This is a genomic window from Citrobacter europaeus, from assembly GCF_037482245.1.
Lineage (GTDB): Bacteria > Pseudomonadota > Gammaproteobacteria > Enterobacterales > Enterobacteriaceae > Citrobacter > Citrobacter europaeus.
The window spans coordinates 39,550-52,156 of record NZ_CP148084.1 but is presented as its reverse complement, the minus strand read 5'-3'; the positions used below and the strand labels follow the sequence as shown (position 1 = coordinate 52,156).

13 protein-coding genes are annotated in these 12,607 nt (G+C 53.5%); 2 read left to right on the top strand and 11 right to left on the bottom strand.

Annotation, left to right across the window (positions count from 1 at the left end; translation table 11 throughout):
* Positions 1-118: 118 nt before the first annotated feature.
* From dagF to WHR59_RS00210, 8 genes are all read right to left on the bottom strand, one after another.
* On the bottom strand, positions 119-862 hold the full coding sequence (dagF, locus tag WHR59_RS00245; RefSeq protein WP_338843502.1) for a 2-dehydro-3-deoxy-phosphogluconate aldolase: 744 nt from the start codon (positions 860-862) through the stop codon (positions 119-121).
* Positions 849-1,958 (bottom strand): D-glucosaminate-6-phosphate ammonia lyase, encoded by a 1,110-nt coding sequence (dgaE, locus tag WHR59_RS00240; RefSeq protein WP_338843501.1) that lies wholly within the window; start codon positions 1,956-1,958, stop codon positions 849-851. The genes dagF and dgaE overlap by 14 nt, the downstream gene beginning before the upstream one ends.
* A gap of 3 nt (positions 1,959-1,961) precedes the next feature.
* Entirely contained in the window at positions 1,962-2,822 is an 861-nt protein-coding gene (locus WHR59_RS00235; RefSeq protein ID WP_005121522.1) for a PTS system mannose/fructose/sorbose family transporter subunit IID, read from the bottom strand.
* A complete protein-coding gene (locus tag WHR59_RS00230) occupies positions 2,819-3,568 on the bottom strand; it encodes a PTS mannose/fructose/sorbose/N-acetylgalactosamine transporter subunit IIC (RefSeq protein WP_003023960.1) in 750 nt (249 codons plus the stop codon). The genes WHR59_RS00235 and WHR59_RS00230 overlap by 4 nt, the downstream gene beginning before the upstream one ends.
* 25 nt (positions 3,569-3,593) lie before the next feature.
* Complete coding sequence (locus WHR59_RS00225) at positions 3,594-4,079, bottom strand: PTS system mannose/fructose/N-acetylgalactosamine-transporter subunit IIB (RefSeq protein ID WP_043018770.1); 486 nt, start codon at positions 4,077-4,079, stop codon at positions 3,594-3,596.
* A 12-nt stretch (positions 4,080-4,091) separates the two neighbouring features.
* Positions 4,092-4,517: a PTS sugar transporter subunit IIA gene (locus WHR59_RS00220; RefSeq protein WP_043018771.1), complete on the bottom strand. Its 426-nt coding sequence runs from the start codon at positions 4,515-4,517 to the stop codon at positions 4,092-4,094.
* 120 nt (positions 4,518-4,637) lie between these two features.
* The gene (dagR, locus tag WHR59_RS00215) at positions 4,638-7,436 is read right to left on the bottom strand and encodes a transcriptional regulator DagR (RefSeq protein WP_043018772.1); all 2,799 of its coding nucleotides are present in this window, start codon (positions 7,434-7,436) and stop codon (positions 4,638-4,640) included.
* Between the two features lie 90 nt (positions 7,437-7,526).
* The gene (locus tag WHR59_RS00210; RefSeq protein ID WP_043018773.1) at positions 7,527-7,943 is read right to left on the bottom strand and encodes a GNAT family N-acetyltransferase; all 417 of its coding nucleotides are present in this window, start codon (positions 7,941-7,943) and stop codon (positions 7,527-7,529) included.
* Between the two features lie 129 nt (positions 7,944-8,072).
* Here WHR59_RS00210 and WHR59_RS00205 point away from each other — a divergent pair, with 129 nt between their 5' ends.
* Complete coding sequence (locus WHR59_RS00205; protein WP_043018774.1) at positions 8,073-8,366, top strand: YicS family protein; 294 nt, start codon at positions 8,073-8,075, stop codon at positions 8,364-8,366.
* 94 nt (positions 8,367-8,460) lie between these two features.
* Positions 8,461-9,843, top strand: coding sequence for a glycoside hydrolase family 1 protein (locus WHR59_RS00200; protein ID WP_100193764.1), 1,383 nt, complete (start codon positions 8,461-8,463; stop codon positions 9,841-9,843).
* 46 nt (positions 9,844-9,889) lie between these two features.
* Here WHR59_RS00200 and nepI read toward each other — a convergent pair whose 3' ends face one another.
* From nepI to WHR59_RS00185, 3 genes are all read right to left on the bottom strand, one after another.
* Positions 9,890-11,083: a purine ribonucleoside efflux pump NepI gene (gene nepI / locus WHR59_RS00195; RefSeq protein ID WP_075145455.1), complete on the bottom strand. Its 1,194-nt coding sequence runs from the start codon at positions 11,081-11,083 to the stop codon at positions 9,890-9,892.
* A gap of 168 nt (positions 11,084-11,251) precedes the next feature.
* A complete protein-coding gene (locus WHR59_RS00190; RefSeq protein ID WP_003827141.1) occupies positions 11,252-11,704 on the bottom strand; it encodes a DUF1198 family protein in 453 nt (150 codons plus the stop codon).
* Between the two features lie 20 nt (positions 11,705-11,724).
* Positions 11,725-12,480 carry an IclR family transcriptional regulator gene (locus WHR59_RS00185; protein ID WP_043018781.1) on the bottom strand — a complete coding sequence of 252 codons (756 nt, stop codon included), beginning with the start codon at positions 12,478-12,480 and terminating at the stop codon, positions 11,725-11,727.
* Between the last annotated feature and the right edge of the window lie 127 nt (positions 12,481-12,607).

Here is a 12,607-nt window from a genome sequence, read left to right as displayed (position 1 = left end):
AAAAAGCATAAAGCAGACATATGGACAAAAATGCCCGGTAGCGCTTACGCTGACCGGGCTGGTGACATGAGGTTATCTGTAGGCCGGATAAGCGAAGTGCCATCCGGCGATAACAACATCACACCATCTCTTTCACTATCTCCATCAACCTGACGACGTCTGCAGGCCGGGTATTGCCAGTCTGTGGGTCGATAATCGAGCTGTAAACATGCGGCATGACGCGCGGTACTCCCGCTTCCAGGCAGGATTGCAGGATAACGCCGAAGTTTTCGAGATCGATCCCGCCGGTCGGTTCAATCAGCGTCATGCCGTTTCGTGCTGCAGTCGTCGCCAGTGCGTACAGCTCAGGCAGCGACCGCTCACCGCCCATCGGGAAGAATTTCGCCGCGTGAGCGCCGGAATCGAGCATCATACGTACCGCTGCATCGCAGGAAACGCGGGCTGGCGTTCCCTGGCTGCTGCTGACGCCGGTCGAGATCAACACTTCCCCCGGCGTGCCTGTGGGACTGACTAACGCGTTGATATGGGTTTGTTCGCCGCCCGTGGCCGCCAGCGCCCCTGCCGCAAACCCACAACCGGTGAAGGTCTGGTTGACGTGTGCCGGATGGACCCGTGAGGCAATCATCGCCGCTTTGTAATACTGCGCCGGATCGCCCGCGCCCAACCCCACGGAAATTGATGGCACATCGGTCATCCAACGTTTTACTTCTTTGATCCCTTCTTCAACCGAGGAAAACTGCGCCGAAAGAATACCGATCACCGCGTGGCCTTCGGCAGCATCATAGATTGCCCGGGCATTAGCGATATCCTTCGCCAGTACGTTAATGGCCACTTTATTCCGATAAAAATTAATCTGCTGCATGGTCTGCAATCTCCTTTAATCGCGCCACGATCAGCGCCATTTCTCCTTCAGCGACCGTACGCGGGTCAAGACTAAAAACGCCCTGATGAAGGTTGTAACGACGAGCGTAAATCGCGATTTCACCCCCGCGAAGTTGCGCTTCTACGGCGTAAGCATCCATTCCCAGCACCTGCGCATTCACCCGAATACGTATCCGCCAGATGGCGCGTCCGGCCTCATCCTGCTCGATATCCGCATCCAGTCCGCGAATCGCTGAAATCGCCTGCGCCACGGGGCGGAGCTCTTCAGCGGTGACCACGGTTTGTTCCTGATGGTAGTTTTCCAGGGCATACACCAGCCCAACCATATTCTCTTTGCCGATTTTCATCGCCCGGGCAATCCCGTGGTGCTGCGCTTTACACGCGGCAATCCACTGTTTCTTCCCGGTGATAAATCCGGAGGTCGGCGCGTTAAAAGCTTTTGCCCCGCTGTAGACCACCATATCTGCACCGCTCGCCACCCAGGCGTGTAAATCCTCCTCGGCGGCGGCATCGACAATTAGCGGCAGGTTGTGAACCTGCGCGACCTGCACAAAATCCGCAATGCTCAACATGCCTTTCTGCACACAGTGGTGCGATTTCACGTACAGAAGCGCGGCGGTGTTGTCGGTAATCGCGCTCTCTAGTTGCCAGTGGGCCGCCAGATTACTCGAGCCAACCTCCACCACCCGCCCGCCGCCCAGGCGGATGGCGCTGGTGATGGGCGCACCATAGTCAACGTTATGTCCGCGCAGCATAACCACTTCATTAGCCATACCTGCACTGTCCGGCATCAGCGTGACTCTTGCCTGGTCACCGCGGGTAATGGCGGCAGCAACAGCGATGGCAATACCCGCCGACGCACAGGAGGTGACATAGCTGTCTTCAGCGCCGGTGTAGCGGGAAACCAGTTCTCCGGTTCTGTCCACCAGCCGATCGATTTCAACAAAAGCCGAAGCTGCCCGCGCGGTGGCCTGCATCACTTCCGGGGCTACGCTGGAAACGCCCAAAATCGTCATTTTGCCGCAGGCGTTAATGACCTGTTTTAGCCCCAACTGTTGATAGATATTTTGCGTCATGGCTTATAGCACTCCCAGCAGCGAACAGACCACGCTGAGCGCGACAATCGACAGCAAAATCGTGGTATACCGCGGCCCTTTCTTCACCAGGTAGAAGTAAATGGCGAACACCGCCGCCAGCGGTAACAGACCGGGGGCAATAGAGTCGAGGATTTGCTGAACCACCACTTCAGAACCTTTCAGGGCACTGAGTTTTAACGGCGTGGTGATCTTGACGTAGCTAGCAGAAAGCGCCCCCATCATGATCAAGCCCAGCACGTTCGCGCCGTAGATAAGCTCCTTTATTCGCCCTCCCTGCAGCAGGCCAATTATCGAGTCACGCCCCAGCGTATAGCCTTTGTGAACCATGCCATAGCTGATTGCCAGCGTAATAGCAGGATAGAGAATTAACGGCACAATTCCGCCCATCGCACTGCCATTGGCGGCGAACGGGATGAATATAGCAATTAACAGCGGCATCACGGCGGCCCAGATGATGGAGTCCCCCATCCCGGCCAGCGGTCCCATCAGTCCGGTTTTAATGCCGGTGATGGAGGCATCGCTGATCGGCTCGCCGCGGGTTTTCTGTTCCTCCATCGCAATGGAGATCCCCTGAATCACCGCCCCGAACGTCTGCTCCGAGTTGAAGAAGTTCAAATGGCGTTTCAGCGCTTCAACCTGCTCCTCTTTTTGCGGGTAGAGTTTTTTGATGATCGGCGTCATTGAGGCGCAGAAAATCAGGCTCTGCAATCGCTCATAGGAGCTGGAAACTTCCGCGCCCAGCCAGTAGATAAACCAGGCTTTGGTGATGTCTGCTTTAGTCAGCGTTCCGCTTTCACGCGCGCGCTCCACCAGTTCATGCTGCATTACGTCGCTGCTCATCATGCTGCTCCTTCATTTTTCGCCAGACCTTTAATCAGGAAGGCCACGCAGGTACCAAAGATTGCCATCGCCATGATGTCCACCTTCAGGTACAGCACCGCAAAGAATCCGCCGATAAACCACGGCAGCAGACTCTTTTTACCGATCACCATAATGGTGATGGCGAAGCCCAGCGCCGGCAGAATGCCGCCCATAATTTCAAAGGAGTGGGTGAGCCAGTGAGGCATCAGCTTCAGGAAGCTTTCCACCACGTCCTGACCAAAATAGTTAGCGGCGAAAACCACCGGGAAACGCAGCACCAGCCCGAGTAACGCCGGGTAGAGGAACGCACAGCGCATAATGCCCGCCATATTTGCCGTTTCCGCATGCTTGTCGGCCATATGCACCCACGCCGCGTTTAACGTGCGGCGCAGCTGGTCGAGAAACACGCCGATGACGCCAAACGGGATCGCCAGTGCGATAGCCAGGTTCGGGTCCATTCCGGCCTTCACGGCGATAGGAATTGAAATACAGGCAGCCAGCGCCGGATCCGACGGGACGTTGCCGCCCGGCGTGGAGGTCACGCCGAGATAAACCAGCTGCATACCTGCGCCGATGATCATCGCCGTTTCCATGTTGCCTAACAGCAGGCCAACGAATACGGCAATCACGACGGGTTGTAGCAGCATGGCTGAGAAGGTGTAGCCAAGGCGTAATCGGGCAAACCAGTAATACAACCCCATCAGGCTTGCAAAGACTAAAGTATCCATAATTAAGTACCCTGTTATCAAAGAATTAGAATTTTTTCAGGATATCGTCCAGCGACTGAGGCTTATCTTCCGGGATAGTCTGGAAGAACACCTGAATCCCACGATTTTTCAGGTCGCTCAGAATGCCGACGTCTTTTTCATCCAGCGTAATGTTCTGGAATACCGCTTTGCGGTTTGGCCCACCGCCCAGTCCACCGACCTGAATGGTAGTGACGTCAAACCCCAACTGGACCGCTTCCTGAACCGCCGCCAGAGAAGGGAACAGCACCAGCACTTTGCCGTCACCAAGCTGGTTTTCTTTCCAGGCTGCCGCAAAACTTTGGTTACTGAAACAATCCACTTTGATGTTCGGCGGCGCGGCCATCAGGTAGATATTTTTCATAAACGGATCGGCATCCAGCTCATCGCTGACCACCGCAATCCGGTTTGCCTGAGATTGCCCAACCCATTTGGTCACCACTTGTCCATGAATCAGACGGCTATCGATACGACATAAAACGATGTTTGCCATGATGTTTATTCCTTATTGTGATTGTTGTAATTGACGTACGTGGGCAACAACGTCCAGGCAGCTGCTACGCCCGGCCTCGACCAGATCGGCCACGCAGGTGGTCAGTTGGCCATGCTCGCGTTTGTCGAGCGCCTCCAGTAACAACGAGGCGTTGAGCCCAGAAATCACTGCCACTGGGTAATCGGCGCTCAGCCGTGCCGCCACGTTAGAGGTGGTTCCGCCAATAAAATCGGTCAGGATCAGTGAGCCTTCCGGCATAGCTTTCACTACGGCTTCGACGCGCTGATAAAATTCGCCGAGCGTATCAACGGGCATCAGCGCAATTTCCGTCACGCCTTTGATTTCGCCCATCACCATGCGCAGGCTGTTGCAAAGCTGTTGCCCCCAGCCGCCATGGGTCAGCAGCAGGATCTGGGGCAAGGATTCAGTGGTAGTCAAAATGGCCTCCTGGCTCGATTACATAGACATAGGTAAACAGAGCAAAGGCTGTGCCAGAATTTGTGTCACGCGGGGGAGTTGTGAATGCCGACGGGGCGCAAAGCCCCGCAAGTCTTGGGATTAGCTATACAGCAGTTCGTAGATATAAAAATATTCCGCGTCCGATAAGCGAATGGCATAGGCCTCTTCGATCGGCAGGAAAGCAGATTTAATGACACTAAACGCGCGAACATCCAGATCCGGCTTGTTCTCCAGCGCCATCTGTAACGGTTTGCGGTTAATCACGATACGCTCGACCATACAGCAGCAGTGGATCAGGAAGCGCAGTGTCACCTGACGGCTCGGTTTGAGCGAAAGCGTGGTGGTCAGATGATTCAGCACGCCTTCCATCTCTTTCAGAATACGCTGCGGGTTGAGCACCGAAATATGGTTAATGATGCTCTCCATGGTCAACGCGCTGATAAAGCGCATCGCGCTGCGCTCCATCTCCAGACGGCGTTCGCTGCTGGAGAGATCGGGCGTCAGCAGGCTGAGCACCAGTTCAGGGCCTTGCTCAGAGAACAGCTCCTCGAGCGAGATAAACGGAATATCCGGCAGTCCCGGCTGGAAAGTACCCACGATTCCCGCCAGACGTTCACTGGCGTTAATCGCCTGCTGAACGCGCTCCAGGCTGCGAACTTCGTTGTAATCGAGGATAACCATCCGCGTATCCTGCGACATCAGCTCGCCGAAGCTCTCTTCCAGCACCTTTTTGATTTTTTCTGCTGTTCCCATCCCGGTAATGCAGGAGATAACCAGCACTTTACCGCTGTTTTCCTGCTGCGGCGTACAGAGCTGACAGGGAATATTTTTGCTCTGCATCAACGCCGCCAGCTGCGGCAAGTCGCTGGTTTCGTAGCTTAAATCCAGCCCAATCTCCAGCAGGCTGGTGAGCGTAATATTGGGCATCAGCAGAACATCTATCTGGAATAATTTGCTGATCGTACTGCCAAAATGGACCAGCGAGCCAATATCCACCATCAGGATTAATCGGCGATATTGCCGGGTCTGGATCATCTGCGTCAGGGCTTCCAGCGTGTCATGCACCGACTGCTCGAAAGGCATATCGATAGCGCTGAACACCTCGCGCTCCAGTACGCGATTCACGTACTGCGCCTGACTTGTGGCGGTCGTCGCACCGTGAGCAATCAAAATCACCCCGCAGTCCGGACTGGCGTCAATCCGTTGGCGGTAATGGCGACACTCTTTGAGGAACAGGCACAGCCAGACCACCTCCGTCGCCGGACACTGAATATGCAGCAGTTCATTGATTTTTCGGCATAACAACGTAGCGTTTTCGTATTCATCTTTGCAGCGATCGAGGATCAGGCTGGAAGAATAAAGTTGCGGAATAAGGCCGCGCTGCACATAGCCAATCAGCGCCAGGAAGTGTTTGCGTAACGGGTTAACCAGATTTTCCGGCAGCGTGAAGCCAAGCACCTGCTCAACACAGCCGATCAGCAGCGTGACTCGCTCTTCAATCTGATCGCCATAGCGCGGGGGATGCGCCACGCTGTCGCGGCTATAGAGACCATATTCAAAAATCGAGCTGAGTTTGTTTTTGAGGATTGCCAGCGTTTCGGCTGGCGGTACGTTACTGTTACGCAGATTGATATATTCCCGGGTCAGGAAGCTATAAAAGAGATCGCTCTCTTCAATTTCAGCTCCGGTGGCCAGCGAATTTTTCAGTGCCGGCAGCGTGCGGGCATCGATGCTCAGGTGCTCTTTGCCTTCGAACAGCGCCCCAACCAGCAGACGTTGCTCCGGCGTGGCGTTAAAGGGGATCTCGGTCAGACGTTTATCCAGCTGTAGCGTATCGCTGTGCTCCGTCATTCCCGAAGCCCAGGCCTGGGCGCAGAGAAACTGAATATCGCTCTTGAGCTGACCAATATTGCCTTCCAGCGGCTTGTTCAGCAGCCAGAGCAGCAGGGTACGGTCGATGCTTATCGTACGCTCGATTTTGCGGCTCTCACGCTGTAAGAAGCCAACGATCAGTTCAACCTGCTCTTCCACCGAACGCTGGCGTATGCCAGGGAGATCGATACATACCTGAATACGTCGCTGGAAAGTGCGCAGTAATGCCGAACTTACCGGTTCGGTGGTCGCACATATCAGGCGAACCGAGATTGAACGCGCCACGGCGCTTGAACCCAGCGGCCGGTATTCGCCTTTGTCGAGAATAGAGAACAGCTTTTCCTGGCCTTCATACGGCAGACGATGCACTTCATCGAGCAGGAGATAGCCGCCATCAGCCTGTTCGACCAGACCGGGTTTATTCTCGTTTGCGCCGGTAAACGCCCCCTGTCGATGACCAAACAGGTGTGAAGAGAGCAGCTCCGGGTTATGCGCGTATTCCGCGCAGTTGAAATAGACCAGCGGGGGAGGCGTTCCCGCTGCACGTTCGCAGGCGAAACGGTGCATCAGTTCGGCAAAAAAGGTTTTACCTACGCCGGAGGGACCGGTTAGCAGAACATGCAGCCCGTGGGGATACAGCACCGCCGCGCGGCCTTTTTCCACCGCATCGCGCAGGCTGCGATCGTAACCAATCAGGCCGGAAAAGGGATCGTCTGTCGCCTGGTTTTCCTGAACAGGCAACAGGTCGGCAACGGTTTGCACTTCACGCTCGGACTCATCCAGTTTGCGCCCCAGCAGCGTTTCAATCGCCTGACGATGCAGAAAGAATACCGGGCGACCGCGGCTTTTAATCGCCAGGCCGTCGTTCCAGAGCTGATTGAGATCTTTACTGACCGAGTTGCGCGCCAGCCCGAGGTTGAAGCCGATAGCCTCCGCCGTGAACGCCCTTTCCTGCGCCAGATGGGCAAGATTCAGTCCTCGCGTCAGCCGTTCCAGCTCTCCCAGTATTATCTCAATCCGTCTCATCTCTTTACCGCTTAAGAAATAAATGATTGTTCAGAACATACACTATTCTGCTGCGCAAGAAAGTGAGGCGGCGTCCAGACCTTCCGGTCATCAAAACGTTTTTGACAAATAATGGCGCGCGGAACCGGTTTCCGGGAAGTTATCGAGGGTCATTTGCAGCTGATAGCCGTTTTTCTGATAAAACGGCAGCGCCTGGAAACTCATGGTATCCACCAGCGCATGCAGGCATCCTCTCTCACGCGCCGTCTGTTCTGCGGCCTGCATCAATTTTGTGCCGTAACCGCCTTTACGCAGTGAATCATGCATCCACAGAAAATCAATGCACAGCCATTCGCCTTTGATTTTGCCGATCAACCCGCCCAGAATTTCATTGCGCTCATCGCGCCAGTACACCGCCAGGTCGCCAAAATTGGTGGTTTTCAGAAACTGGCGGTTGTAAGCGCGCAACCCGGCAAGCAGGGCATTTTGATCGTCTTCGGTAATCGTATCCGTAATCTGTATTTGCATCCTATCCTCCTAAAATAACTACAACTTCTGGCTGATTTATTTTTGACATTAACACAGGGTGATGAGTGAGTCGTATGCCGTCTACACTTACTCTTGAGATGATGCGCATAGACAACAAGGATTATTATCATGAAACGAGTCATTTTCCCGATTATTGCCGTCCTTTTCATGCTACCCGTTCTGGCGCAAGCCGACTCGGCATATGGCAGTCTGCAGGCTGTACACGAAAAGAATACCGTTTTGAAGGATTTACGTAAGATTTGCACCCCGCAAGGCTCGCCATCTGATGAGGTATGGGAAAAAACGATTATGGCTGATACGCGTAACCAACAGCACATCCGCGAAGCCATTCTGGCAATTCAAAGAAACAATCAGAACAACTACTGGGAAGCGCTTGGCAAAGTTGAATGCCCGGATTTATAAGCATCTTGTTGTAAAATGAGCACTGTAACCGGTTTCTGTGTCGCAAAAACACGTATTGTTGCCAGAACGTATAAATAGCAATGGAGCAACAATAATGCGATACCGTTTTCCTGAAAACTTCTGGTGGGGAAGTGCCTGCTCAGCGCTGCAAACCGAAGGGGATAGCCTGAACGGCGGCAAAAGCCAGACCACGTGGGACGTGTGGTTCGATCGTCAGCCAGGTCGTTTCCATCAGGGGGTTGGTCCGGCAACTACCTCGACCTTTTATCAGCACTGGAAACAAGACATCGCATTGCTCAAACAGCTGAAACACAACAGCTTCCGCACGTCTCTGAGTTGGTCGAGACTGATCCCAGACGGTACCGGCGAGGTTAATCCTGAAGCTGTCGATTTCTATAACAACGTCATCAATGAGCTGCTGGCACAAGGTATTACGCCATTTATCACCCTGTTCCACTTCGATATGCCGATGGTGATGCAGGAGAAAGGCGGCTGGGAAAACCGTGAAGTGGTCGAGGCGTTTGGCCGCTACGCACAGACCTGTTTTACATTGTTCGGCAACCGGGTTAAGCACTGGTTTACCTTTAACGAGCCAATTGTCCCGGTAGAAGGCGGCTATCTGTATGACTTCCATTACCCTAACGTAGTGGATTTCAAACGTGCAGCCACCGTGGCGTATCACACCGTACTGGCGCATTCCACGGCGGTTCGGGCGTATCGTGGCGCAAACCATGACGGTGAAATCGGCGTGGTGCTGAATTTAACGCCTTCCTATCCACGCTCACAAAATCCGGCGGATGTGAAAGCCGCACACTATGCGGATCTGCTGTTTAACCGCAGCTTCCTCGACCCGGTGCTGAAGGGTGAATATCCGGCAGATTTGGTCGAACTGCTGAAAGAGTACGATCAATTACCGGCATGCCAGCCGGGTGACAGCCAGTTGATCGCCGAGGGCAAAATCGATCTGCTCGGCATCAACTACTATCAGCCGCGTCGCGTCAAATGCCGTGATAGCGCCGTCAACCCGGATGCACCGTTTATGCCGGAGTGGCTGTTTGATTATTACGAAATGCCGGGTCGGAAAATGAATCCTTACCGTGGCTGGGAAATTTATGAGCCAGGTATTTACGATATCATTACCAATTTGCGTGATAATTATGGCAATCCACGCTGTTTTATTTCTGAAAACGGTATGGGTGTCGAGAATGAGCAGCGTTTTATTCAGCAAGAGCAAATCAACGACAGCTACCGTATTGAATTTGTTGCTGAGCATCTCAAATGGCTACATAAAGGAATTAGCGAAGGGTGTAATTGTCTTGGCTACCATATGTGGACCTTTATTGATAACTGGTCATGGCTCAACGGATATAAAAACCGCTACGGTTTTGTTCAGTTAGATTTAGAAACGCAAAAACGCACGGTGAAAAAGAGCGGCGAATGGTTTGCCCACACCGCCGAAAATAATGGTTTTGATTGAAACCCACCAGGATGCCGGATAGCGATCCGGCATATCGTGATTTAGTTTATTGCATACCCTTTATGCGAACTTTCGCTGCCACCAGAAGCGCCGTCAGCAGCATCAGGCTGCCGGAGAGCATCAGGGGCGACAGCAGTCCGAGGTTATCGAGCGCATAGCCTCCCACCGCTGCCCCGCAGGTATTGGCAAGCTGGATCACGGCGACCTGGATGGATCCGGCTTTTTCTGCCTGATCGGCAAGCGAGCGGGTGATCCACGTCGACCAACCGACCGGTACCAACGCAAACGCCAGTCCCCAGATAATCGCAATGCCTGCCGCCACAACTTTGTCGCTGCCCCACAGAATCAGGACCAGCGCGCTGAGCGCCAGCACCAGCGGCGCACCGGCTAAGGCTAGTTTTACCGAGCGCTTCAGAATTACCGAGGAGAGCGACGTCCCGACAAAGCTGGCGATACCAAAACTCAGCAGCACCAGCGTCAGGCCATCAACGCCAAAGCCCGCCAGATTCATATAGATCGGACGAATATAGGTAAAGAAGGCGAACTGCCCGGCAAAGGACATGAAGATGGCAATCATCCCGGCCATCACGCCCGGGCGCTGCAGCAGACTGAACATGTTTTGTTTCTGATGCGAAGGTTCGCCCGGCAGCGAAGGCAGCGCTCTCACCACCCATATGGTACACAACACCCCCATTACCGCCGCCGCGTTAAACACGTTGCGCCAGCCGATAATGCCGCCCAAAAAGCTCCCCAACGGCGCGGCAATCACCAGCGCGATTGAGACTGCGCCAAAAATCACCGACAGCGCTTTCGGTACCGTACGTGCGGGAACCAGACGCATGGTCAGCGACGCCGACATCGCCCAGAAACCGCCAAGTGCCAGACCGAGGCAGGCACGGCCAACGAGCAACAGCGAAAAAGAGTTGGCAAAGGAAACCAGCAGGCAGGAGAGCGTCAGCAGCACCGAAAACAGGATCACCACGTAGCGACGATCGGTCGCCTGAATAATTTGCGTCACAAACAGGCTGGCGAACATGGCGACAAACGCCGTCACGGTCACTGATTGTCCGGCAACGCCTTCAGAAATCCCCAGATCCTGCGCCATCGGCGTTAACAGGCTAACGGGCAAAAATTCAACGGTTATCAGGCAGGCAACGCAGAACGCCACGGCAAATACCGCCGACCAGTTCGGGCGGACATTTGCCTCAGCGCGGGATTTTTGTTCAACAGCTTCACTCATTTTGTTACCTGCGTGGGGTTATTGTAGAAAAGTTACGCAGTGTAACATTAAATTTGTGACGTATTTAACGTTTTGACAACTATTCCCCGGATGCCGGCTGCGCCTTATCCGGCTTACGATTGAACCTGTTTGTAAGCCTGATAAGCGTAGCGCCATCAGGCATCACTATCAGTGCAGCCAGTGCACGCCATCTTCGGGCTGGAAAAAGGCGTTATAGCGCATCTGAAACGCATTAAGCTCCTGCATATCCGGCTCCATCTCGCGCAGAAATCCGAGCGCCAGACGCACCTGCGCGTCGGTAATCGGTGCAGCCAGCCGGGCTTTTTGCAGCCAACGGTGCCACTGCAGCAGATTCTGCTCACTGCCGTCGACAATCACGATTTGCCAGATCAACAGCACCTGGGCGGCATTTTGCAGATGTGATTCATCCGGGCGGTGCAGGTACTGTAAAAAAGCCTCACCCTGTACTTTTCCCATCTGATCGATCATCGATTCTACCGGCACGACATCAATATTCAGTCGCTCGCTCAGACGACGAATTGCCCGCCGCGACCCGGACGTCAGCACCCGAAAACCCACCACAAAAACAACCACCAACGTGGCCAGCATTATCCAAATCATTAATGACGATACCCGCCTGCTTAAACTAATTTTTCCGAGAGTGACTGGCAGGCTTCGCGCACCCACTGTGAATATTGTGGAATACAATCTTTAGGCATTTGTAATTCAACGCCGCTGATACTTATTGCCGCAATTACTTCTTTATTACGATTAAATACCGGTGCAGCAATGCAATAGATGCCAGGGGAGTCCTCGGCGTTATCAAATACCCAACCCTGCTCGCGGATTTTGGCAAACTCTTTCATCAACGCTTTTTTGCTGGTAATGGTGGTATCTGTATACTGCGGCAATTCCTCATTCGGTAACAGTTCATCTATTTTATCCTGCGGCAGCCAGGCACAAAGCGCTTTCCCCACACCGGAGCTGTGCATCGGTAACTTTTTACCGACCCAGGTACGAATACTAATAGCCTGAGTGTTTTCCAGCTTCATGAGATAAATTGGGGCAACTTCATCCAGTATGCCCAGATGGCAGGTCAGGTCCGTTTGCTCACGCAGTTTTTCCAAAACTGGAAGCGCTGCATTACGGATATCAAACTGTTCCAGCGAACGATTCCCCCATTCATACAGCTTTAGTCCCAAAAAGAAACGCCCCTTTTCCAGGCGCAAAAGATGATGCTCAACCAGGGCATTTAGCAACGAGGATGTGCTGCTTTTGGGTAATCCCAGATCCTGCTGAATCTGGCTGAACGTCGCCCCAGGGGAATTGAAAAGGTAATTACAGATTTTTACTGTCTTATCCAATGCGGGAACAGAGGTCGTAATGTCTTGGTTCATGCGCTATTAATCTTTTTTTATTCATAGACTCTGCACAGTATACCGCAATCACTTTTCTCAGGAATGCGGCTTTTTTGCACATCAGCAAATGAGCTCCATTCCCTAAATGTCAATTCCCCAAACTCGA